Genomic DNA, 21,582 nt, shown 5'->3' with positions numbered 1-21,582 from the left:
ACATGCAAAACAAAAATAGAGTAACTGGAAATATAACAAAAAATAAATTAATTGAATTAGTCAAATCAGATGAAATTGACACTATAATCATGGGATTTTGTGATATGCAAGGAAGGCTCATGGGTAAGCGAATTACAGGAGACTTTATTTTAGAAAATGATATTTCAGATGGCACACACTTTTGTAACTACTTACTAGGTACAAATTTCGAAATGGATACAAATGAAAACTTTGAATTTATGAATTGGAATAAAGGCTATGGCGACTATTTAGCAGTACCTGATTTAGATACGTTAAAAGTTGTGCCATGGTTAGAAAAAACTGCCATGGTCTTTTGTGATGTCTATTCCGTAGATGGTAGTGAACCTATTTGTATTGCACCAAGAAATATATTAAAACATCAAATCCAAAAGGCTGAATCACATGGTTTATCACCACATATGGCTAGTGAATTAGAATTCTACTTATTCAATAATTCTTTCGAAGAAATTTCAAAACAAGGTTACAACAATTTGGAAGCTGCTGGACATTTAAATGAAGATTACAATTTACTACAAGGCAGTAAAAACGAGCCTATTTATCAAGAAATAAGACACCAAATGCACCTCATGGGAATCACTGTCGAATCTTCAAAAGGTGAAGCATACAAAGGACAGCATGAAATCAATTTAAAATATTCTGATGCTTTAAATGCAGCTGATCAACACATCATGTTCAAACATGGAATGAAAGAAATTTGTATACAAAATGATAAATCCGTAACCTTTATGGCCAAACCTTACGAAGAGTGGACTGGATCGAGTGGTCATATACATCTCAGCATGATGAAAAAAGGAACAAAAACAAATGCCTTCTACGCTGGTGATGACGCCGACGAACCTAAATCTGAAATCATGCAACATTTCTTAGCTGGCATTTTAAAATATACTAAAGATTTTGCTTTAATGTTTGCACCTTACGTCAATTCATATAAACGTTTCGCCCCTAACTCTTGGGCGCCTGTTAGCATCGCATGGAGCAGAGACAATCGCTCAGCAGGTTACCGTGTAGTTGGTGATGGCAATTCATTACGCTTTGAATCACGTATTTCAGGTGCAGATATGAATCCTTACTTAGCATATTCCGCACTTATAGGAGCAGGACTATATGGTATTGATAACAAGATTCCTTTAAGCGAAGAATTGCTTGGTAATGCCTATGAACAAGACAGTATCACTCGAATTCCATCATCATTACATGAAGCTATCTTGCAATGGAAAAATAGTGAAGTTGTCACAGAAGTATTAGGTGAAGATGTCGCAAATCACTATTTAGAAGCTGCACAATCAGAGCAAAATGATTTCGATTCTTACGTCACTACTTGGGAACGTTCACGTTATTTTGAACAGAGCTAATACCATGCAAAACTATTATTATAAGGAGGAACAATTTATGAGACTAAAAGATAAAGTATGTATTATTACCGGTGCAGGTGGCGGTATGGGGAAAATTGCAGCACAAACCTTTGCCAAAGAAGGTGCTAAAGTTGCAGTCTTTGAAAGAGATGAGCAAGCTGGTCTTGAAACTGTGCAAATAATTAAAGACAATGGTGGCGAAGCTACATTGTTCAAAGTAGATATTGCAAACGAAGAGAATGTTAAAAATGCAGTTGCAGACACTGTTCAATCTTATGGAAAAATTGATGTACTATACAATAATGCAGGTGTTATGCCTGAAGCAGATAATTCTGTAGTAAATACAAGTGAAGATGTTTGGGACTTAGTCATGAATATCAATGTTAAAGGCATTTTCTTTATGACAAAGTATGTAATTCCTGAAATGGAGAAACGTAATTCTGGTTCTATTATTAATATTGCATCATTTGTCGCCGAAATGGGTTGTTCTGTACCACAAGATGCTTATACCGCATCAAAAGGCGCTGTTGTTTCTTTAACTAAATCCTTAGCTATACAATTTAGGCCTAAAGGTATTAGAACTAACGCAATAAGTCCCGGACCAATCGAAACACCATTACTAATGGAGTGGTTAGTCTCAGATGAAGAAGCTAAAAACACTAGATTAAACAGACAACCAACTGGCCGCTTCGGGAAACCAGAAGATATTGTAAACTGTGCGTTATACTTGGCGTCAGATGAATCAGACTGGACGAACGGCGCAAATATTAACGTAGATGGTGGTATCACTGCAAACTACTTTTAAATAATTACACATTGATATAAATACTTTAGAATGCTTACGTAAAAAACCATGTACTTCATGGCCTTTTAGTACACATTTAGAAATAGACATACACTAATACTTTAAGTTAACTATTAACTTAAAGTATTTTCAATCAAATTTGCTTAATAAGACATAAATTAACCCCGAGACATTATAAGTCTCGGGATTTTTAATTTTATATACAATAACTGTGACATTCTTATTTTTTTATCAACTTTGTAAGAATTATATTCGAAACAATCATCCTGAATAATGAAAATTCTGGATTTATAGACTCGAGCTATTACTATTACTTATTTTTTAGGTATTCATTTTCACCAATAATGCCGGCACGTCTATCAATTTCCTCTAGTTTTTTAGCTTTTGGAATACATAATATATATGCAAATATAATCGCAATAATACCTGCACTCAACTTACCAATCATTACAGCAGGTATCAGTGTAGGTTGAAAATTTGCTGTATAAGAAAGATGATCTCCTAACAAGAATGCCGAGCATACACCAAATGCAATATTGAGCACCTTATCTTTTGGTGGCATATCTCTTACAAGTTTTAGCATTGCTAAAATGTTCGCAATTGTTGCAATAAAACCTGCGCTTCCTACCTCACTTAACCCTACTTTACTTCCAACTTTGTGCAGTCCTTTAGAAAAATATTTACGAATTAAATATACCATCGGAAAAGCGCCTGATAACATAATAGCGATATTACCTGCATTTTCTAATGCTCTAAAATTGTCTTGCTTATCAGCCATAATAGGATCAAATCCCCAACTACCAAATATAGTGGTAAACAAACCTGTAAATATTTCTACTACAGAAAAGACAAATACTAATTTAATACATGTATCTAGAACTTTACCAAAGACAATAAATATTTTAATCATAATGTCAGAAAAGAAATACAACCCTATTGCTGTGATTAATACAAATAGAATTAATGGTAACAGATTAATAAATACCGTAGACATGCTAATTTGAAATATATGTGTTGCTGCACTTGTTGTATCAATAACTGTTCTAATTTTTGTATGGCTTAATAGAATTATTACCGTGGAAATAAAAACACCAAATGGTATAGCCAATAGCCCTGACAATATTCCTAACGCCATATACTTATGATCTCGTTTATCTAGCATTGGCAACCCTAGCGGTATTGTAAACACAATCGTTGCCCCTGCCATAAAACCAACAATCATCGCCATTATCCATCCTTCATAACTTTGCTTTAAAACATCTGCAAGTTGATATCCTCCCATATCTGTTGCAAGTATAGAGGTAGCTGCGATTGCTGGATCAGCACCAATCTTGTCAAATAGTGGTCCAAAAACTTGTTCTATGAATTTTGAAATAAAAGGAATTGATGCCATGATACCTGCTGAATTAGCAAAAATAGGCCCAATAGTATAAATTCCTTCCATAAACTCTTTACCTATACCTTTATCTGCATTACGAATCGCACCAAATGCACCTAACACTGCGCATGCCATAATAATATAAATAATTACCGTTCCAATATGCTCCATGATGATTCCCCCATTGTTAAAGGCTATAAAAAAAACAAAAAAGTACCTATTTGATTAATTCAAATAAGCACCTTTGCTTTTTATATTCACTTGTTTTGTTATCTCAATTTTTCTATGATTTTAGAAGCTTCAATTTCAATACCCACTTGCTTATCCATACTCTTTCGCCTGAGTTTCTGATAAGCTGCTTCTTCTGTTAAATTTAATTGCTTCATCAACATGCCTTTTGCTTTTTCAACAAGTTTCCTATCGTCCATTTGTTTTTTAGTATGATCCACTTCAAATCTTAATTCAGCAATATTTTGAGCTTGCCTCATTGCAATCTCAACAGCTGGTAATAATTGCGCTTCGGAAATAGGTTTCACAATATAGCCTACTATATTAGCTTGTTTCGCCTCTTCTACATATTCACAATGACTATATGCCGTCAGTAGCAATATTGGAATATTATATTTTTTCGAAATGATTTTGCTTGCTTTTAAACCATCCATTTTCGGCATTTTAATGTCCATAATGATTAAATCTGGCCGAAACTTATCAGTAGCTTCTAATGCTTTTTCTCCATTACCAACTTCAGCAACTACATTATAATTCGCAGCTGCCAACATTTCTACGATATCCATCCTAACGATTGACTCGTCTTCAACAACTATAATAGATGTCATTTTAATTCTCCCCTTTGTATTGAAACTCCACTCTCGCATTCGTTCCAACACTGTTACGTTCAATTATAAATGCCCCGTCTAAGTCATTTTCCGTAATTGTGTTTACAATTTTCAAACCAAATGATTGTTTGAATTCACACGCAGTCTTGCCCGTGTCTTGTACATTTAAATTAATTAATTCATATTGAGCATTGTATGATAGACAAACTGTGATTACCCCTTTTGTTTGTCCATTAAAAGCATGTGTTAAGCAATTCGTTATAAGTTCATTTGCAATTAATGCGATAGACACTGCAATATTTGAAACTAAGTGGATGTTTTCATCTGTTTTATAATCAATATGTATCCTTTTATTAGGAGTTTCGTTATAAACTATCATATTTCCAATTTTTTTAATTAATTTATCAATATTTACAGAGTCTGTGGATGATTCATCTAGTATCACTTCATAAACAGATGCGATACTTAAAATTCTATTAAGGCTTTCTTGGAAATACTTTTCACTTCCATTGGGTAATCCTCGTCTCATCTGTAAACGCAATAAACTAGCAACAGTCTGTAAATTATTTTTCACACGATGGTGTATCTCACCGATAGCGACTGATTTAGATATTAATGCACGTTCTTTTTCTTTTAAATCTGTAATATCTTTTAACAAAATTAAATGACCGGTCATCACACCATCTTCAAGCAACTGTATACATTTAATTTGAAAATAATGTCCTTTTAGAGCACGCTCTTCAATTGTGATAATTCGTCCATCTGTTAACATATTTTCGATAGATGGAAACAATTCTATGAAATTCAATCCTGCTTCACAGTCCAAATGTAAAAGTTCACTTACCATTGCTTCTCCTGCTAAATTAAAGTAACGTATGTTCAACTCATTATCTAAATCAAACAAGCTTTCCTCAATCATGTCTGGTACAAAAATTGGATCACTCTCTGAATTCGACACCAAATCACTTAAAGTACTGGTTGCTTGTGTTAATGCTTTCAATCTTTTTTCTTCCATAATTTTATTACTGACATCTATTTCCATTATTAGAATACCAATAATTTCATTAGCTAATTTAATTGGCGTAGCGCTCTGTTCTACTACTTTACCCTCTTGCGAAATAGCGCGATGTTGTGCAAATTCACTACCTGAAAGTACTTCAAATACAGCTGGCTCAAACTTTTCATAAACATTAGCTTCTACTACAGACCCTTGATACAAGCTTTTACAATTCACCGGAACTGCTTCTGCAACAACAATAACTTCACCATGCTTTTCTATTGGACAATCAATAAAAACGTTTGCCTGATTCAAGTTGGCAATCATTTGTAATTGTTCTGATACCTCTGAAATCTTATTTATTGCTGCCTCTGACAACATTGTCCTTGCTTTACATCTTATGCTTACTTCATCGATATGCATCATTCCAAACATATTTATGTGAATATTTTGATTTTTATATTCATATACTATTATGAAATTTTGTCAAAAATATGTCAATTCAAAACGCAATAATTCAAAATTTTATAGTAATTTCACACTAGGCGATGAATATGTCATCCTTGCAATCATTAAAACACCTCTCCCACTGCTCATAAATACAGAAAACTCTTTATATGTTTATTAATTTCACAATCTAATGAAAATCTTAGACCAATGATGTTCATTGAATATTGCAATGTTTATCACAATGATGTACATAAAATGAAATTGGATTTGTGTCTGATGAATGTACAACTCTTTGATGCTATGTGCTAAATTAGAATCAACAACAAGGGAGGGATTCAATATACAGACAGAAAACTTTAGCGTCATTACAGAATTGATTAAAAACCCTAGGCTTAAAGGCAAAGATCTCGAATTAATGTTCAATATATCTCGTAGACAACTTGGCTATAGAATCCAAAAAATCAATACATGGTTAACTGAACAAAATTTACCTACGATAGAGCGTACTAGCCAAGGCTTCTTCATCGTTGATGACGCAATAAAGCATTTTCTTAATGTATATATTGAGCCTTTACCACAGGAAAATGAGCAAGTATATACTGCTTGGCAGCGCGCGCACCTCATTTTACTGATGTTGTTTAAAGAAGATGAAATGTTATCGTTAAATCACTTTTCTATCGATTTAAAAATTAGTAAGAACACTGTATTAAACGATTTAAAACAATTAAAGTCACTACTAGAACCATATAATATTACGCTGAAATACTCACGACAAAAGGGCTATCATTTAAAAGGTAATGAATTTGAAATAAGAAAACTTTTAACTAATTTAATTGATAAAGCATATACACTAAACATTTTAAATGATGATATTTTGGATGTTTTAGGCTTACACAAAGACAAACTTCAAATAATCGATACACAAATTAATAAAATCGAACAGTATTTAGAGAGCAATTTTATAGATCAAAGTACACAAACGTTACGTTATAAACTCTATTTTATTATTAGAAGAATCCAACATAATAAAATTGTTTCACCCTTCTCAATTGGCTATGATGATCTCTCTGACACTGAGGAATATCGAGCAACAGAAATACTTACTTCAAATTACTCTGATATACCTCGACAAGAAAAACTGTTTATAGCATTACAACTTTTATCAACAAGTGTGCAATGGTCAGAACTAGATGATTCAACGTTTTTACCAGAATTAAAAGTAGCACTTCAGTCTATGCTTGATCAATTTGAAAAAATCACTTTTATCACCTTTAAAGAGCGTGAAACATTACTTAATCAATTAATGTTTCATATGAAGCCAGCTTTTTACAGAATTAGATATCAATTATCTGACGTCGAAAGTTTACAGAATACTCTGAAAGATGATTATAAAGAATTGTTTCACCTTGTAAAACTCTCTTCTAAACCAATGGAAAAAATATTACGACAACCTCTGCCCGATAATGAAATTGCATACTTAACCATTATTATCGGGGGCATTTTAAGAAGGCAAGATGAAGACATTGATAAAAAAGTGAAAGCAGTTGTTGTCTGTACACAAGGAACCTCAATTTCTCAATTAATGTTACAAGAACTACGAAGTGTATTTCCTGAATTTATATTTTTAGATGCGTTATCACTACGCGAGTTTAACCACTATACTCTCGATTTTGATGTAGTCTTTTCTCCAATGCACATCATGACGAATAAGAGATTATATATTACTAAAACGATATTAACCGCTAAAGAAAAACATCATCTACGTCAACACGTATTTGGTCAACTTAATAATACGTTCGACACTGATATATACGCTCAAAAAATGGTAGCAATGATACGTGAACACGCTGATATTCATAATGAGGACAGCTTATTGAATGAAATTAAACAACAGTTCGATTCGATTCATGCTTATACATCAATCGAATCGTCTTCAATATCGTTAGATTATCACTTAAATTTGCAGGATTTGTTACCTATAAATCATATTCAACTAATCTCGCACGTTGAAAGTATAGAGGAAGCCATACAAGTTGCTGCTAAACCACTTTATAGTCAGCATTATATAGATGCTAATTACATTGATTCTATGATTCAATATTTCGATGAAACGTACATGGTTATTAATCAAAATATCGCAATACCACATGCAGAAAACGAACAAAATGTGAATCGCACCTCTATGAGTATGTTGGTATTAGATGAACCATTAACACTAAAAACAGGACATAATGTAAATATATTTGTAATTATTGCAGCAACAGATAAATTTAAACATTTAAGACCTCTATTACAATTACGAGACTTGGCTCAAGACACTGAAATGGTACAAAAAATTATAAAAACTGATTCAAAATCACAAGTTTTCGAAGTCATTAAACACTTTTCAATTATAGAGTAAATCAAAGGGGTTGGGCCATATGGAAAGTTTAAAATTAGATACATCTAACATCATTATTGGATTAGAGGCTGCGACAAAAGAAGATGCATTAAGTCAACTAGCAAAACGTATGTACAACAATGGGTACGTAAAAGCGTCTTATGAAAATGCAGTTATTGAAAGAGAAGCATCCTTTGCTACAGGCTTACCTACAGTGTATTGTTCGGTAGCAATTCCACACACGGACATTCAACACGTTAATTCAAAGTCTATCGGCGTGGCTGTACTTAAAGAAACCGTACCTTTTGTCATTATGGGGGAACTTGAAGCAACAACAGATGTAAAATTAATTTTTATGCTCGCAATGGATAAAGAAGATGCACAACTATCATTACTCCAAAAGTTAATGGGAATTTTTCAAAACAATAAAATACTTGAAGCCATTGCAAATTCAGCAGATGGCAATGAAATCATAAATATTATTGAACATGAAATCAAAGAAGTATAAGTACCCTTTAAAAAAATGAAACATTTTAAGGATATATTTAAAAAGTTAAGATCAAAAATTAGGAGGAATTTATTATGAAACAAGTATTAGTAGCATGTGGTGCAGGTATTGCAACATCAACGGTAGTGAACAGTGCAATTGAAGAAATGGCGAAAGAACACAACATCAAAGTAGATTTAAAACAAATAAAGATTTCTGAGGTAGGTTCGTATGTTGATACAGCAGACTTATTAGTTACAACTGCTATGACGCAAAAAGAATACGATTTTCCTGTTATTAATGCACGTAACTTTTTAACTGGTATTGGGGTTGAAGACACTAAAAAAGAAATTTTAGATGCATTACAAAGCTAATGAACCATTTATTAAAATAATCATACGAACTGTTGGGATAAATACCGTAACAATTTTTTTATAGTTATAACAAAGTGACATCTTAATTTATACCAATAGTACTTTATATAAAGAGGATGGTGTAAGGGATGAGTGGATTTGTAGATTTTATTCAAGCTTTTTTAGATTTAGGGGCAACAGTTATACTTCCTATCGTTATATTCCTATTAGGATTGTTCTTTAGGCAAAAAGTGGGCGCAGCATTCAGGTCAGGCCTGACAATTGGTGTTGCATTTGTTGGGATTTTCTTAGTTATTGACTTACTAGTTAACAACCTTGGCCCTGCTGCTCAAGCCATGGTTAAAAACTTAGGGGTTAGTTTAAATGTCATTGATGTAGGTTGGCCAGCAACGTCTTCTATTGCATGGGCCTCTACAATTGCTGCATTTATTATTCCTTTAGGCATTGTCGTTAACATCGCAATGTTATTAACAAAAACAACACGTACTATGAACGTAGATATCTGGAATTTCTGGCACTATACCTTTATGGGTGCCATGGTTTATGCAATATCTGGCAGTATTTGGCAATCTTTAATAGCCGCTGCAGTATTCCAAATTGTTTGTCTAAAAGTGGCTGATTGGACTGCGCCAATGATGAGTAAGTTTTATGACTTACCTGGCGTGTCTATTGCAACAGGTAGTACCATTTCATATGCTCCAGGTATTTTCTTAGTAAAAGGATTGCAAAAAGTACCTGTAATTAAAAACTTAAATGCAGATCCTGAAACGATTCAAAAAAGATTCGGTGCATTTGGTGAATCTATATTCGTTGGTTTAGTACTAGGTTTAGCAATTGGCTTATTAGCAGGCTACAACGCTGGCGACGTGATAAATCTTGGTATGTCAATGGCTGCAGTTATGGTGCTGATGCCTCGCATGGTTAAGATTTTGATGGAAGGTTTAATGCCTGTTTCAGAATCCGCACGTACATGGCTAAACAAACGTTTTGGTGATCGCGAAATCTACATTGGCTTAGATGCAGCTGTTGCATTAGGCCATCCAGCAGTTATCGCAACCGCTTTAATTCTAGTACCTATCACCGTATTGTTAGCTGTTATTTTGCCTGGTAACCAAGTGCTACCTTTTGGTGACTTAGCAACCATTCCGTTTGTTGTCGCTTTTATTGTAGGTGCTGCTCGAGGAAACATTATACACTCAGTTATTGTTGGCACAATCATGATTGCAGTTTCCTTATATATCGCAACTGATGTCGCACCGATATTCACAAGTATGGCAGAAGGTACAAATGTGAAAATGCCATCCGGTTCATCACAAATTTCAAGTATAGACCAAGGCGGTAACATCTTAAACTATATTATATTCAAATTCTTTGGCTTATTTAATTAACTTATAGGAGCTGACTAAACATGAAAGCACTCGTTAAAACTAAAGAAGGTTTTGGAAACCTAGAATTATTAGATACAGAAACGCCTTCCCCGAATGAAGATGAAATAAAAATAAAAGTCCATTATGCAGGTATTTGTGGTACAGATATTCACACATACGAAGGACATTATAAAGTGAATTTTCCTGTTATACTAGGCCACGAATTCTCAGGAGAAGTTGTAGAAGTCGGTACAAATACTACAAATTTTAAAATCGGAGACCGTGTTACTTCAGAAACAACATATTACATTTGTGGGGAATGTGACTATTGCCAAAACGGTGATTATAACTTATGTAATCATCGTAAAGGCTTGGGTACTCAACAAAATGGTGGTTTCACGCAATACTTAATTACTCCAGCAACTAGCGTCCATCACATACCCGACAATGTTTCTTACAAAGCTGCTGCGATGACTGAACCTTTAGCCTGCGCGCACCATGCCGTCTCTAAAATTGACATCCAACCTGAAGATGTTGTCGTTGTTATTGGCCCTGGTCCTATTGGATTGTTAGTCGCTCAAGTTGTTAAAAGTAAAGGCGCTAAAGTTATAATCACTGGATTGAATAATGATCAAGCAAGATTAAATAAAGCAAATGAGCTTAACTTAGACCATGTAGTTAATATTCAAAATACTGATTTGAAATCATATGTAAATAAAGTCACTAATGGTTATGGTGCAAATGTCGTATTAGAATGTTCTGGCGCAATACCTGCCGCCAAACAAGGATTAGATATTTTACGTAAAAAAGGACAATATGTTCAAGTTGGTATCTTTAAAGATAGCGAAATCCCATTCAATTTAGAGCAAATAGTTCAAAAAGAATTACGTGTTGTAGGTACTAGAAGCCAAAAACCAGCAGATTGGGAGCCTTCTTTACAACTACTAAGCTGTGGAGAAGTCGACGCAGAATCTCTTATTACAAACGAACTTGATATTACACAATGGACAGAAGGATACGACCATATAAAGAGTGGTGAAGGTATCAAAGTATTACTTCGCCCTATCGAATAATTCTCAAAATAGTCATCGTTAATATACAAACGATAAAAGGAGCGTAAAAATATGGTAGAACTAATGTTGGATTTCATGCTTGGACCCTTGAGAAATATTACAGATTTATATATGAACAACTTACTATACGCGAATACCATCGTCATTCTCAGTTACTTTGTCGTTAAATTTTTTAAAAAGAGAAAAACAACTTCTGAGCAAGGTTAATTCATTTCATATTTACAAGTTAAGAGGTGACAACATTTGAAAGCTTTAAACTTATATGGCATTGAAGATTTAAGATATGAAGAAACAACACCACCTGAAATTGACAACAGCAATGATGTTATTATCAAAGTAGTAGCAACGGGCATTTGCGGTTCCGACAATTCGCGTTATAAAAAATTAGGACCTTACCGAGCAGGTACACCATTTGGCCATGAGTTCTCAGGTACTGTTCATAGTGTAGGGAATGATGTAAAACATTTATCTATTGGTGATGCCGTGACAGGATGCCCTGCGATTGTATGCCACAAGTGTGAACAATGTGAAAAAGGTGCGTATTCTAGATGTGAAAATTTATATGTCATAGGTTCTTATGAACCCGGATGTTTTGCAGAATACGTTAAACTCCCAGCTCATAACGTCTTAAAGTTACCTAATAATGTAGATTTTGATACGGCCGCTATGGTTGAACCGTCTGCAGTGGTAGCACATGGGTTTTATAGAACAACTATGAAGCCCGGTGCGACTGTGGCTGTCATCGGTTGCGGAAGTATTGGATTACTGGCATTACAATGGGCTAAAATATTTGGTGCTGCTAAGACTATTGCTATAGATATAGACCCCAACAAACTAGAAATTGCTAAAACACTTGGTGTTGATTATATAATTAACTCTAAAGAGGAAAATTTAAATGACGTTATTAAAACACTCCCTTATAACATAGATGTAGCCGTGGAATCAGCTGGCTCACCATTTACTATAGGACAAGTCTTAACATTACCATCTAAAGGCGGGGAAGTCTTACTACTTGGTATACCTTATTCAGATATTGAAATAAACCGTGAACACTTTGAAAAAATATTACGTAATGAGCTCAATGTGATTGGTTCTTGGAATGGCTTATCTGCGCCATTTCCAGGCGAAGAATGGCATGCATCACTACATTATATGTCTACTGGGAAAATCAAAGTACATGCTATGATTTCAGATTATCTAGATTTGGCGCAAGGCCCTGCAATATTTGATGCAATAGTAAATAACAAGAAACATTTTAACAAGGTGATTTTCCATCCATAATTAATACATTAACTTTAGCTGTAATGAGATCTATACCAATAGATTTATTTACAGCTGTTTTTAACTTTAAAAGACCCGAGGCTTCGACATAAGCCACGGGTCTTCTAAATATGAACCATATAAGCAATAAATAACTAGTTGAAACAACGCAATCGTTTTATAAAAAGTTGATTTACGCTTTACAATGCCAAATTTATTGTAGTTTCATAAATCCATTACCTAAGACGTCGCGCACATCATGGATAACTAGAAATGCATTTTCATCATGTGCGTTAACAATTTTTTTAATTCTAGCTAATTGGTTTTGCGGTACGACAACGTAAAGTACGTTCGTTTCTTTACGTTCATAGCCGCCCACACCATTTAATAGTGTGGACCCTCTACCTGTTTCATTATTAATATCTAAACTGATATCTTTATTATAATCTGAGATAATCGTAATCGCTTTTTTCGGATTAAACCCTTCTATAATAAATGTCATACTCTTTTCAACAATAAAAAGCATTACAATCGTATACAATACGTTTTGGACCGGAAGTACAATTAAGAAAGATAATACAATGATTGAATCTAAAATAAACAATGCCTGTGATGTCTTTATCTCGCTATATTTGTTAATAATTTTAGCGATGACAGAAGTACCACCTAATGTACTTCGTGCGGAAATCACTAGTCCGCTTCCAATCCCAATTAACACACCAGAAAATACAGTATTGATAAAATCAGATTCCAGATTCATATTAAATGATTCAGTCAATCCTAAAAATGCTGAACTCGAAATAACAGTGATTAAAGTATAAATAGCAGTAGTTTTACTTAAATATTTCCAACCTATCGCAATCAATATCATATTTATAATCAAGGAAGTAAGTGCCGGCGATAAACCTAATGTATATTTTAAGTTTAATGAAATACCAACTGTCCCCCCTTCCCCTAAATTAGAAGCAATGACAAACGCATTGATACCTATACTAATAAGAAACGTACCTAAAATACAAAAACATATATTTTTAAAATGGATTTTATACCACATCCCTTAAACACCTCTTTTCTCAATTATTTAAAAACACACATACATCTATCAGTATTACATTTTTTCTAAAAAAATTAGACGATATAAAAAGAAACTTTCTAGTTATTGAACCAAAAAGTTTCGTAAATTAAAGCTCTATATTAATTTTTAACACAAGTCTATATCATAGTAGAAAAGGTCAGTAATTTCAATTGAATGAGGTTAAATTAAAATTGTATCGGTTAACTAATTTATATTTTAGTTCTATGTGCTAACTAAAATACTGTAAGAACGATATTCACAATTAGTTTTATGGTATATATTAATTAGTTATTCTTGTCATACCTTAATTAAAATGGGTTTTGATTCAGCCATTGGCCGCCATCCATAGCCATACAGGCACCATTTATATAGCTGGCTTCCTCTGATAATAGGAACTTAGCCAAACCTGCTATTTCTTCTGGTTGTCCCATTCTACCTAACGGAACACTATCAAGCGTTTGTTGCTTAGCTTCTTCTGATAAACTTAGTTTTCCTGATCCACCTGTATTATCAATCGGACCTGGCGCAATTGCATTGACTGTAATGCCATATTTACTTCCCCACTCTACTGCGAGCGTTCTAGTCATGGATAATACACCAGCTTTAGCACTTGCTGAGTGCACTACTCCAACGCCAGCTCTCCATGCATAGGTCGCCACCATATTGATAATGCGCCCTTGTTGGCCATTTTTTATCCATTCTTTACCTACAGCTTGTGTACAGTACCAAGTCCCATTAAGGACAATATCTATAACAGAATTCCAACCATTGAGTGATAAATCTTCTGCCGGACATAGAAAATTACCTGCCGCATTATTCACCAAACCATCGATTTTTCCAAATGTTGCTATTGTTTTATCTACTGTGTATTGAACCCTTTCAGGGTCTCTCACATCCATATCTATACATAACACTTGTCCTTCAAACTTTTCCATTTCAGCTTTGGCCGCTTCCAACCGCTCTAAAGAACGACCAGTAATGACTACATTTGCCCCTTCATCCGCAAATCTTGTCGCCATTGCTTTTCCCATCCCAATGCTACCGCCTGTCACAATTATCACTTTGTCTTTCATGTGCATTCTCCTTTTAAAAACTGATTTAAACCAACACGTCAAATTTCTAAAGTAAGCGTTTACACATAATTGTACCTTACTTATCTATCATTAGTAAATCATCTTAATTGTTGTTAATTTCACTTATAAAAATATATAAATTGATAATTATTATAAGTTTTTAAAATTTATGTAAATTTAGCCAAAAGCATCGTGATACATGCTATATTGTCCTTGATATCGAAAACCGATATCGGATTATGTTATTAATTATTAAAGGGGCTGGTTGATATCGACTCTAAATTAGAAAGACGTATGTTTCTTGGTTTCATTTATATCCATATTTTGCATCATGCTAATGAACATCCTATTTATGGTAGCTGGATGATGGAAGAGTTAATAACACATGGTTATACAATAAGTGCTGGAACACTATATCCTCTCTTACACCGAATGGAAGATGAGTCATTACTTGTTAGTGAAAAAACTGTTGTTGCCGGTAAGCAACGTAAAAACTATAAAATCACTCCATTTGGTAAGCAAATGTTAGAAAAAAGTCATCAGAAATTAAAAGAAATCGTCGGAGAAATTTAATCTAGGAGGGGATTTGTTATGAAATATCTTGAAGTATTTCTCGTAGCTCTAAGGTTAGGCTGCACTTCATTTGGTGGTCCAACAGCACACCTTGGTTACTTCTATGATGAATACGTAAAACGAAGGCAATGGCTTACAGAACAACAATACACCAATTTAGTAGCATTATGCCAATTTTTACCCGGACCTGCTAGCAGCCAAGTTGGATTCGGTATTGGTATAACTAAAGTAGGTTTGGTCGGCGGTATAATTTCATTTATTGGATTTACACTTCCCTCAGTGATTGTACTAATGCTTTGCGCAACTTTTCTCTTAGCTTACAGCAATGATTTAGGTTGGACGCACGGCCTAAAATTAGTAGCCGTTGCAATTGTACTAAATGCAATTATTGGCATGGGACAAAAATTATTACCCGATTTAAAAACAAAAATTTTAGCGTTGTTCACATTAGTAGTAGCTATAACAGTTATTCATCCACTATCGCAATTAGGTGCGTTGATTGCAGTGGCTATAGTTGGATTAGCGCTTTTCAAACAAACCGATGAAGATAAAGTATCGATAAAAATATTTAATATTCCAAGAATAGTAGGTGCCATCTCTCTTATACTATTTTTTAGTCTTTTAGTAATCTTACCTATATTGAATTTTGTCACTAACAATTCATGGATTAACATGATTGATAACTTTTATCGTTCTGGCGCACTTGTATTCGGTGGCGGACATGTTGTCTTACCTTTGTTAGAACAATCATTTGTAGCAACTGATATGATTAGTGCTAATGACTTTTTATCAGGTTACGCATTAACACAAGCAGTTCCAGGACCGTTATTTACTTTTGCTGCATATATTGGAACTGTTATGTCTGGTGTTTTAGGGGGAATAGTTGCAACAATAGCTATTTTCTTACCTGCCTTTTTATTATTAGTTGGCGTTTTACCTTTTTGGGAACACGTACAATCAAACCGCTATGCAAAATCAATGTTAAAAGCGGTCAGTGCTGGCGTAGTAGGTATTTTAATTGCAGCTTTTTATGATCCAATATTCACATCCTCAATAAAATCAAATATGGACTTTGCATTTGCTGCTACATTGTTTGGATTATTGGCATATTGCAAAGCACCATCTTGGTTAATTGTAATTTTAGGTTTATTGATCGGCTTAATCTTTTATTAATTAAAAAGTGTGTTCTTTGACTATTTAAAATAAATATACCGTCATAAAAATTTTTTCTACGATATATTTATTTGCTAATTGAGTGAACATTCGTTACAATGTTTTAAAATAGAATAGTTCTCTTATTAAGAGTGAGTGGAGGGACTTGGCCCTATGAAACTCCAGCAACAGCTCAAACGAGCGATGTGCTAAATCCAACAGTTTTTAATTTACGAACTGACAGATGAGAAGATGTGCGGAAGCTCTTCTTATCTAAGAAGGGCTATTTTATTTGTAAAAAAATAAAAGGTGGTAATTTTATGAAATCATTGCACGAATTATTCATAGAACTTGAACGTTGGGAAAATCATGTACCTAATAACATGATGAGTAACGTAGCTAAACTAGAACATATCAAAAAGTTAAAGCGTGAAATTTTGGGCCGTATAGATATTCGTGACTATAAAGCAATTATATTGGAAAAAGAATTATAAAATATGACTATTTTGTCTCGAGCTAAATTTCTCGTCTGACTTATATTTTGATAACTAAAAAGTTATAGAAATACAAAAGGGAGTGGCATGACGAAATCATTTCAATAACATATGATTTCTACCCACTCCCTTTTTGTATTTATGATTGGTATTTATATCTTTTCCGCTTAAGTATCCTATTTATGTTTACCACCAAAAGGCACATATTTTATTTTGGTGTCTTTTGGTATACCTTCATATTGGTTAAATAATGCTTGGTATCTTGCACTTGTAGGCGTAGCATGATGCAAATAATGTTCGAAAGGTAATTTTTCCATCGTATAAACTTCGTTTTTAGGGTGCGCTTTTATCTCTTCTTTTAACTGTATAATACGCGTTTCATTTTTTTGATAAATATAGAAAAACGTTCCTAGATATAAGGTTCCGCAACCAACTGCTAACACAACCGCAATTTGTTTCCAAAGTTGATTAGTAATATTTAGTTGTGAAAATAGTAGCAATAAGATAATGACATACAATGTAGAAGCTGTATAAAAATTTCTTGGCCCTAAAGGAGATACAATAATTAATGGCGCACATACTAACAAAATAGCTGCCAGTAATAAATATAATGTATATTTTATTTCCTTCAGCTCAATCACTATATGAATTGCTAAAATTAACGCACATAAAAACCATATACAAACTAATGTATTAACTATATTAGCAATAACAAGTATATGAAAATTTTGTAACTCAAATTGTTCATAAATAAAGAAGTAGTATATTGGCAAAAATAATAATCCAGTTATAACAAATACTTGCAATAATTTAGAGCGTGTAAATAACGTACCACTTCTGAATAATAGCGTAATAACAACACCAATAATCATTAAGATTATCATTATTTGGTTAAAAACCACCCAATCTGGCAGTACGGTTGTTACTGTGTTTGTCACTTTATCAACGATGCCGGTGTCACTAGATACTTTTTGATAATCACTGCCCTCAAAAAATATTTTGCGGTAATTAGGATTTATAAACATCAAAATTATCCCTAGTGATGAAATTGCCAAACCTATTAGGAATTTAGGGTTCAACTTTCTATAAAGTAATACGTTTAATATGATTGCTAAAAATAAAATCATCGTATTGAATAATGTTGTATTTTCCATAAAAAATTGTCCAACAAAACAGACACAATAAAACAAAATATTAGTTACAGGATCTAAACTTTTCTGCTTAAATAAAATTGTTGAGATATACCATATAATAAACAGCACACAAAAAGTTGCAGGAACATAATTATAAAATCCGGCGAACCAACCATAAGTTTGTTTATATATTTCACTTGGTATCGTAACCATTAGGATAAATGCATACAAATAATAATAAACACGCTTGTTATCATTCACAAAACGTCCAATTATCCATATAATCGAAGCGCTAAAAATGGCATAAGTCAGCCATCTAAACCAATCAAACCGAACAGCAATAATTTCTAACATGTTACCTAAATAACGCCCGTTCAAATTTGCAAAGTGTTCTTGAAGCATTTGAATCCCATAATGACTATACCAATCCCAATCGTCATGTGTTAATGGCGTAAATATTGCCATAAAAATATAAAATATAAATAGAACTGTTACTGTAAGATACGATTTTTTTACCTTAATCGGTTTCATATTATTCCACCTCTTGTTCATTCAAATTTGTTTGACGAACAATATAGAGTGGTCGTTGTTTCACTTCATAATAAATTCTTCCGATATACTCTCCAATCACTCCTAGTGAAGTTAACTGTACCCCGCCTAAAAATAATACAGAGAAAATTGTTGTAAAATATCCTGGTGTAGAAACACCATAATTTATCGTGTAAATAAAGTTAAATAAAATATAGAGAAAACTCATCCCACAAATAAAAAGACCTAAATAAATAATGGCACGCAATGGCTTATTATTAAATGAAATCAAACCATCTATACCATAATTTAATAATGAGCTAAATGACCATTTAGACTCTCCATCTACGCGATTTACATTTTGGTATTCAATGATTTTCGGTTCAAAACCAATCCACGCAAATAAGCCTTTAGAAAACCTATTATACTCTCCCATATTCACAATTTCTTTAACTGCCCGCTGACTTAATAATCTAAAATCACCAACACCATCTTCTAATGTAACATCAACCATTTTATTGATGATTGTATAATATAATTGTGACACGCGTTTACGAATTAAATTTTCACCTGCTCTATCTCTTTTGGCCACAATTTGATCTTCACCTTCTCTAAAGTACTTAATCATTTGTGGAATTAGTGTTGGTGGATGTTGTAAATCGCCATCTAAAATAATTAAAGCTTCAGCTTCTACACTGGCCTTCAATCCAGCATACATTGCAGACTCTTTACCGAAGTTTCTTGAAAATGATATGTATTTTACTGCATAATCTTGTTGTGCCAATTGTCGAATAATAGATAAAGTGTTATCTTTGCTCCCATCGTCTACAAAAAGCAATTCATATTTATAATTATTGTTGCGACTGTCTTGTTGCATAATTTCTGTTAATTCAGCGTATGTTTTTTCAATAACGCTTGCTTCATTAAAACACGGAACTAAAATTCTAATCATAAAATAACGTGCTCCTCATTTATATTTACTTATATTAAAATTAACTTATTTTATATTATACAATACGTTTATACAGTAATGTAGTTTTATTTACATTATATTGCATTTAATTTTTGACGCTTCGAAAAATAATATTCAAACGGGGGGAAGTTAGATTTATGTAATAGTTCTCTAAATTGATCATATATTGTATTGTTATTTGAGTTTTGGGAATGTATCATTTAGTTATTAAATTTTTATTAAAAGGACAACTTAACAATGGTAACTGTATATTTAAAACCTATTAGATTAAAAAATTATTTAAGACATGAAAAACCTGTGGTTTCGGGAGTAGTCTATCATTTTTTAATTCAATATATACAAAGACAGTGACCAATTTTTATTATTGAAATCTTTATCAATGCCTGCTTGGATTGGTATATTTTAACAATATATTATATAAAGACACTTTGGTTACCAAAGTGTCTTTTTTGTGTTAATTTTGATAAATTTTAAATTTAAACTTATAGAAACGAGGCATTCATTATGCAAACCAATAAACTTTGGACTAAACAATTTATCAGTGTATCGTTGATTAACTTTCTACTAACTTTAGTCTTTTACTTACTTATGGTTACCATTGCAACTTTTGCAATTAATCATTATCAATCTTCGATAAGTCAATCAGGACTCGTCAGCGGTATATTTATTATCGGTGGTGTTATTGGTCGGCTGTTTGCTGGATATTTTATTAATAGGTTCGGGCTTAAGCGCTTGTTACTAATCACCATCATAATCTGCTTAGCTATCATCAGTATTTATTTTATTAATACCAACGTTCAATTCCTGATTTTAATACGTTTACTACATGGAATTCCTCATGGAATGGCATTAACAATCATTAGCTCAATTGCTACACAAATCATCCCAGAATCTCGAAAATCTGAAGGTATTAGCTACTATAGTATGAGTACGACTTTAGCAACTGCATTCGGCCCTTTTCTTGGTATATTAATGATTCATTATATTTCATTTTCCATACTATTCAGCTTTTGTTTTATCATAATGTGTATCGCTTTAATCATGAGCATTTTTATTAAAGCACCAAAAAGTTCTGAATTCAAAACGGCTTCCGTTAATTTAGAAAAAGGTACATCGTTTCTTAAAAATATCATTGAGCCAAGAGTCATACCTGTTGGTTTAATCATTTTATTATTAAGTTTTGCATATTCTGGGGTATTAACTTACCTGAATTTATATGCGAGTCAATTAAATTTAACAAGTATAGCAAGTTTATTCTTTGTTGTTTATGCCATTGTTGTTTTACTAACACGCCCAGCTGCCGGTAAACTCATGGATAATAGAGGAAACCACATCGTTGTATATCCAGCAATCATTTTCTACGCGATTAGTATGTTTATGTTAAGTCAAGTTACAAGCGGAATTATATTACTATTAATTAGCGCCATTATGGGATTAGGTTTCGGTAACTTACAATCTGCAACACAAGTTCTAGCAGTTAAATCTGCACCAATTTCTCGTATAAGTATTGCGACGTCAACCTATTTCATCTTTTTTGATGCTGGTTTAGGCCTCTCTCCATACTTATTAGGTTATGTAACGCCTTTAACTGGCTATGGAAATATGTATGCTATCATGGGTATAATCATAATAATTACTGGAATACTGTACTTCTTCTTAATTCAAAACAAAAAATTAAATATATAAAATAAAGACGCAACACGTTGAAATCAATTTGAACGTGCTGCGCCTTTTTTATTAATGTGTATTTAATTTAATGTGAGATGATTGTTCTAGCTAG

20 protein-coding genes and 1 riboswitch are annotated in these 21,582 nt (G+C 33.1%); of the genes, 13 read left to right on the top strand and 7 right to left on the bottom strand.

Annotation, left to right across the window (positions count from 1 at the left end; genetic code table 11):
* Positions 1-2 precede the first annotated feature (2 nt).
* Together ACF91D_RS05655 and ACF91D_RS05650 are read left to right on the top strand one after the other, a co-directional pair.
* The gene (locus ACF91D_RS05655; protein WP_081325039.1) at positions 3-1,394 is read left to right on the top strand and encodes a glutamine synthetase family protein; all 1,392 of its coding nucleotides are present in this window, start codon (positions 3-5) and stop codon (positions 1,392-1,394) included.
* A 37-nt stretch (positions 1,395-1,431) separates the two neighbouring features.
* On the top strand, positions 1,432-2,199 hold the full coding sequence (locus tag ACF91D_RS05650) for an SDR family NAD(P)-dependent oxidoreductase (RefSeq protein ID WP_039068175.1): 768 nt from the start codon (positions 1,432-1,434) through the stop codon (positions 2,197-2,199).
* 310 nt (positions 2,200-2,509) lie between these two features.
* Here the strand turns inward: ACF91D_RS05650 and eutH are convergent, their stop codons facing one another.
* From eutH to ACF91D_RS05635, 3 genes are all read right to left on the bottom strand, one after another.
* The gene (eutH, locus tag ACF91D_RS05645; RefSeq protein ID WP_039068176.1) at positions 2,510-3,748 is read right to left on the bottom strand and encodes an ethanolamine utilization protein EutH; all 1,239 of its coding nucleotides are present in this window, start codon (positions 3,746-3,748) and stop codon (positions 2,510-2,512) included.
* 98 nt (positions 3,749-3,846) lie between these two features.
* A complete protein-coding gene (locus ACF91D_RS05640; protein ID WP_069793385.1) occupies positions 3,847-4,413 on the bottom strand; it encodes an ANTAR domain-containing response regulator in 567 nt (188 codons plus the stop codon).
* A gap of 1 nt (position 4,414) precedes the next feature.
* A complete protein-coding gene (locus ACF91D_RS05635) occupies positions 4,415-5,833 on the bottom strand; it encodes a sensor histidine kinase (protein WP_256093222.1) in 1,419 nt (472 codons plus the stop codon).
* Between the two features lie 307 nt (positions 5,834-6,140).
* On the opposite strand from ACF91D_RS05635, the gene ACF91D_RS05630 reads away from it, so the two are divergent.
* The 7 genes from ACF91D_RS05630 to ACF91D_RS05600 all read left to right on the top strand — a co-directional run bounded on the left by ACF91D_RS05630 (position 6,141) and on the right by ACF91D_RS05600 (position 12,822).
* On the top strand, positions 6,141-8,261 hold the full coding sequence (locus ACF91D_RS05630) for a BglG family transcription antiterminator (RefSeq protein ID WP_081325038.1): 2,121 nt from the start codon (positions 6,141-6,143) through the stop codon (positions 8,259-8,261).
* Positions 8,262-8,280: 19 nt separating this feature from the next.
* On the top strand, positions 8,281-8,748 hold the full coding sequence (locus ACF91D_RS05625) for a PTS sugar transporter subunit IIA (protein WP_069793384.1): 468 nt from the start codon (positions 8,281-8,283) through the stop codon (positions 8,746-8,748).
* Positions 8,749-8,822: 74 nt separating this feature from the next.
* The gene (locus tag ACF91D_RS05620) at positions 8,823-9,101 is read left to right on the top strand and encodes a PTS sugar transporter subunit IIB (RefSeq protein WP_017724017.1); all 279 of its coding nucleotides are present in this window, start codon (positions 8,823-8,825) and stop codon (positions 9,099-9,101) included.
* 128 nt (positions 9,102-9,229) lie between these two features.
* Entirely contained in the window at positions 9,230-10,489 is a 1,260-nt protein-coding gene (locus tag ACF91D_RS05615) for a PTS galactitol transporter subunit IIC (RefSeq protein ID WP_039068179.1), read from the top strand.
* A gap of 20 nt (positions 10,490-10,509) precedes the next feature.
* Positions 10,510-11,541, top strand: a complete 1,032-nt coding sequence (locus ACF91D_RS05610; protein WP_069793383.1) for a zinc-binding dehydrogenase — start codon at positions 10,510-10,512, stop codon at positions 11,539-11,541.
* A gap of 51 nt (positions 11,542-11,592) precedes the next feature.
* Entirely contained in the window at positions 11,593-11,748 is a 156-nt protein-coding gene (locus ACF91D_RS05605) for a hypothetical protein (RefSeq protein ID WP_172643878.1), read from the top strand.
* 36 nt (positions 11,749-11,784) lie between these two features.
* Positions 11,785-12,822, top strand: coding sequence for a galactitol-1-phosphate 5-dehydrogenase (locus ACF91D_RS05600; RefSeq protein ID WP_069793382.1), 1,038 nt, complete (start codon positions 11,785-11,787; stop codon positions 12,820-12,822).
* 193 nt (positions 12,823-13,015) lie between these two features.
* Here ACF91D_RS05600 and ACF91D_RS05595 read toward each other — a convergent pair whose 3' ends face one another.
* Positions 13,016-13,855: a YitT family protein gene (locus ACF91D_RS05595; protein WP_039068182.1), complete on the bottom strand. Its 840-nt coding sequence runs from the start codon at positions 13,853-13,855 to the stop codon at positions 13,016-13,018.
* Between the two features lie 329 nt (positions 13,856-14,184).
* A complete protein-coding gene (fadH, locus tag ACF91D_RS05590; RefSeq protein ID WP_327620832.1) occupies positions 14,185-14,949 on the bottom strand; it encodes a 2,4-dienoyl-CoA reductase in 765 nt (254 codons plus the stop codon).
* 270 nt (positions 14,950-15,219) lie between these two features.
* On the opposite strand from fadH, the gene ACF91D_RS05585 reads away from it, so the two are divergent.
* The 3 genes from ACF91D_RS05585 to ACF91D_RS05575 all read left to right on the top strand — a co-directional run bounded on the left by ACF91D_RS05585 (position 15,220) and on the right by ACF91D_RS05575 (position 17,168).
* Positions 15,220-15,522: a PadR family transcriptional regulator gene (locus tag ACF91D_RS05585; RefSeq protein ID WP_069793380.1), complete on the top strand. Its 303-nt coding sequence runs from the start codon at positions 15,220-15,222 to the stop codon at positions 15,520-15,522.
* A gap of 18 nt (positions 15,523-15,540) precedes the next feature.
* On the top strand, positions 15,541-16,695 hold the full coding sequence (gene chrA / locus ACF91D_RS05580) for a chromate efflux transporter (protein WP_392436631.1): 1,155 nt from the start codon (positions 15,541-15,543) through the stop codon (positions 16,693-16,695).
* Positions 16,696-16,814: 119 nt separating this feature from the next.
* Positions 16,815-16,925, top strand: a riboswitch (SAM riboswitch).
* Between the two features lie 69 nt (positions 16,926-16,994).
* Positions 16,995-17,168 carry a hypothetical protein gene (locus ACF91D_RS05575; RefSeq protein ID WP_327620834.1) on the top strand — a complete coding sequence of 58 codons (174 nt, stop codon included), beginning with the start codon at positions 16,995-16,997 and terminating at the stop codon, positions 17,166-17,168.
* A gap of 176 nt (positions 17,169-17,344) precedes the next feature.
* Here ACF91D_RS05575 and ACF91D_RS05570 read toward each other — a convergent pair whose 3' ends face one another.
* Complete coding sequence (locus ACF91D_RS05570; RefSeq protein ID WP_327620835.1) at positions 17,345-18,832, bottom strand: DUF6056 family protein; 1,488 nt, start codon at positions 18,830-18,832, stop codon at positions 17,345-17,347.
* A 1-nt stretch (position 18,833) separates the two neighbouring features.
* Positions 18,834-19,781, bottom strand: coding sequence for a glycosyltransferase family 2 protein (locus ACF91D_RS05565; protein WP_327620836.1), 948 nt, complete (start codon positions 19,779-19,781; stop codon positions 18,834-18,836).
* 525 nt (positions 19,782-20,306) lie between these two features.
* Here ACF91D_RS05565 and ACF91D_RS05560 point away from each other — a divergent pair.
* Complete coding sequence (locus tag ACF91D_RS05560; RefSeq protein WP_107548550.1) at positions 20,307-21,488, top strand: MFS transporter; 1,182 nt, start codon at positions 20,307-20,309, stop codon at positions 21,486-21,488.
* The last annotated feature ends 94 nt before the right edge of the window (positions 21,489-21,582 follow it).

The organism is Staphylococcus sp. 231237_7MaSpsaltlick, assembly GCF_043107035.1.
The sequence above is the reverse complement of the archived record's forward strand: the minus strand, read 5'-3'. Positions and strand labels throughout refer to the sequence as shown.

Coding starts and splice junctions, on each gene's coding strand:
- ACF91D_RS05655 (WP_081325039.1), top strand. CDS start 3: ATGCAAAACAAAAATAGAGTAACTGGAAATATAACAAAAAATAAATTA.
- ACF91D_RS05650 (WP_039068175.1), top strand. CDS start 1,432: ATGAGACTAAAAGATAAAGTATGTATTATTACCGGTGCAGGTGGCGGT.
- eutH (WP_039068176.1), bottom strand. CDS start 3,748: ATGGAGCATATTGGAACGGTAATTATTTATATTATTATGGCATGCGCA.
- ACF91D_RS05640 (WP_069793385.1), bottom strand. CDS start 4,413: ATGACATCTATTATAGTTGTTGAAGACGAGTCAATCGTTAGGATGGAT.
- ACF91D_RS05635 (WP_256093222.1), bottom strand. CDS start 5,833: ATGCATATCGATGAAGTAAGCATAAGATGTAAAGCAAGGACAATGTTG.
- ACF91D_RS05630 (WP_081325038.1), top strand. CDS start 6,141: ATGTACAACTCTTTGATGCTATGTGCTAAATTAGAATCAACAACAAGG.
- ACF91D_RS05625 (WP_069793384.1), top strand. CDS start 8,281: ATGGAAAGTTTAAAATTAGATACATCTAACATCATTATTGGATTAGAG.
- ACF91D_RS05620 (WP_017724017.1), top strand. CDS start 8,823: ATGAAACAAGTATTAGTAGCATGTGGTGCAGGTATTGCAACATCAACG.
- ACF91D_RS05615 (WP_039068179.1), top strand. CDS start 9,230: ATGAGTGGATTTGTAGATTTTATTCAAGCTTTTTTAGATTTAGGGGCA.
- ACF91D_RS05610 (WP_069793383.1), top strand. CDS start 10,510: ATGAAAGCACTCGTTAAAACTAAAGAAGGTTTTGGAAACCTAGAATTA.
- ACF91D_RS05605 (WP_172643878.1), top strand. CDS start 11,593: ATGGTAGAACTAATGTTGGATTTCATGCTTGGACCCTTGAGAAATATT.
- ACF91D_RS05595 (WP_039068182.1), bottom strand. CDS start 13,855: ATGTGGTATAAAATCCATTTTAAAAATATATGTTTTTGTATTTTAGGT.
- fadH (WP_327620832.1), bottom strand. CDS start 14,949: ATGAAAGACAAAGTGATAATTGTGACAGGCGGTAGCATTGGGATGGGA.
- chrA (WP_392436631.1), top strand. CDS start 15,541: ATGAAATATCTTGAAGTATTTCTCGTAGCTCTAAGGTTAGGCTGCACT.
- ACF91D_RS05575 (WP_327620834.1), top strand. CDS start 16,995: ATGAAATCATTGCACGAATTATTCATAGAACTTGAACGTTGGGAAAAT.
- ACF91D_RS05570 (WP_327620835.1), bottom strand. CDS start 18,832: ATGAAACCGATTAAGGTAAAAAAATCGTATCTTACAGTAACAGTTCTA.
- ACF91D_RS05565 (WP_327620836.1), bottom strand. CDS start 19,781: ATGATTAGAATTTTAGTTCCGTGTTTTAATGAAGCAAGCGTTATTGAA.
- ACF91D_RS05560 (WP_107548550.1), top strand. CDS start 20,307: ATGCAAACCAATAAACTTTGGACTAAACAATTTATCAGTGTATCGTTG.